We start from the raw sequence: 1,188 nt of genomic DNA, 5'->3' as shown, positions 1-1,188 counted from the left end.
AACGGTCCAACCGGGATCTTGAGCAGATGCGCTACGGCATGCTGACCATGCTCGCTACACAGGAAGCCTCCGGGGACCTACTGGAAGAGGGCGGCCAGAACACCCTCAAAGCGTGGATCACCCACAAGTGGAAGACCTCCGCCGCCGAGGCCGGCAACCTGGCCACCCTGGCCCGAGCCCTGCACCACCAGCAACTCCCCCTGGTCGACGAAGCATTCCAGGGTGATGTCCTGTCACTGGGTGAAGCGTGCGCGATCGCGACCTCCACCGAAAAGGCTGTGACCGACTGGGCCAAGGTCCTGGAAACAGCCGATGAGGACTTCCGGGCACAGCACCCCGACGCCGAGGGTTTTCGGGCCCGCCTGGAGTTCGGGCTGATCGCCTATAAGAAGGAATGCCCGAAGGCGTCGGTGCGCCAGTTGCGGGACGCGGCGAAATGGTTCGTCGCCCAACTGGACCCCGACAAGGCCGACCGGGATTACGACGAGACTTTCGACAACCGTGGCGCCCAATTCTCGCCCACCTTCGAAGGCGGATTCCTACTCCGCATGTGGGGGCCGGGAGCGGATAACCAGCTCATCCAGGCCGCGCTGGACGCCTACACCCAACCCTACGGGCCCGACAACGCCGCCATCCCCAAGCACCAGCGCACTTATGACGCGATGATGCGGATCTTCGAGACCGCCCTGGCCCACCGCACGTGCGCGAAGGCGCCCCGGCCGGTGGTCACGTTGAACATCACCGTGCCGCTCAAGCGCTACCTGGGAGATACCTCCGCGGAGCCGGCGGTGACGGAGGACGGGGTGGTCATCCCCGACCAGATGATCTCCCGCCTGACCCCGAAGAGTTGGTTGCGCCGCTTCCTGACTGACGCCGAAGGCAAAACCCTCCTCGACGTAGGGCAGAAGCACCGGTGCGCCCCCGACCCCGTCCGCCAGGCGGCGGGGTATAAGGAGTTTCACTGCGAGTGGCACGAAGGCTGCGACATGCCGCGTAGCTGGTCGCAGTTCGACCACATCATCGCCTTCTCCCACGGCGGAGCCACCAGCTCCGACAACATGCAACTGCTGTGCTCCACCCACAACCGGCTCAAGCACCGCCTTCAGGTGAAAGCGAACCAGCAGATCTGGGACCACCACCACACCCAGAACCGCCAGGAAACCGAGAAGGACGGTGGCGGTGAGGGTG

The 1,188-nt window shown here is 64.9% G+C and carries 1 protein-coding gene; it reads left to right on the top strand.

The window, feature by feature from the left end; translation table 11 throughout:
* The coding region (locus tag BQ8420_RS11345) for an HNH endonuclease signature motif containing protein (protein WP_143847201.1) at nt 1-1,188 on the top strand (1,188 nt) is incomplete at both ends.

Origin of the sequence: Nocardiopsis sp. JB363, from assembly GCF_900143625.1 — a bacterium.
In the GTDB taxonomy this organism is placed as follows: Bacteria; Actinomycetota; Actinomycetes; order Streptosporangiales; family Streptosporangiaceae; genus Nocardiopsis.
The sequence above is the reverse complement of the archived record's forward strand: the minus strand, read 5'-3'. Positions and strand labels throughout refer to the sequence as shown.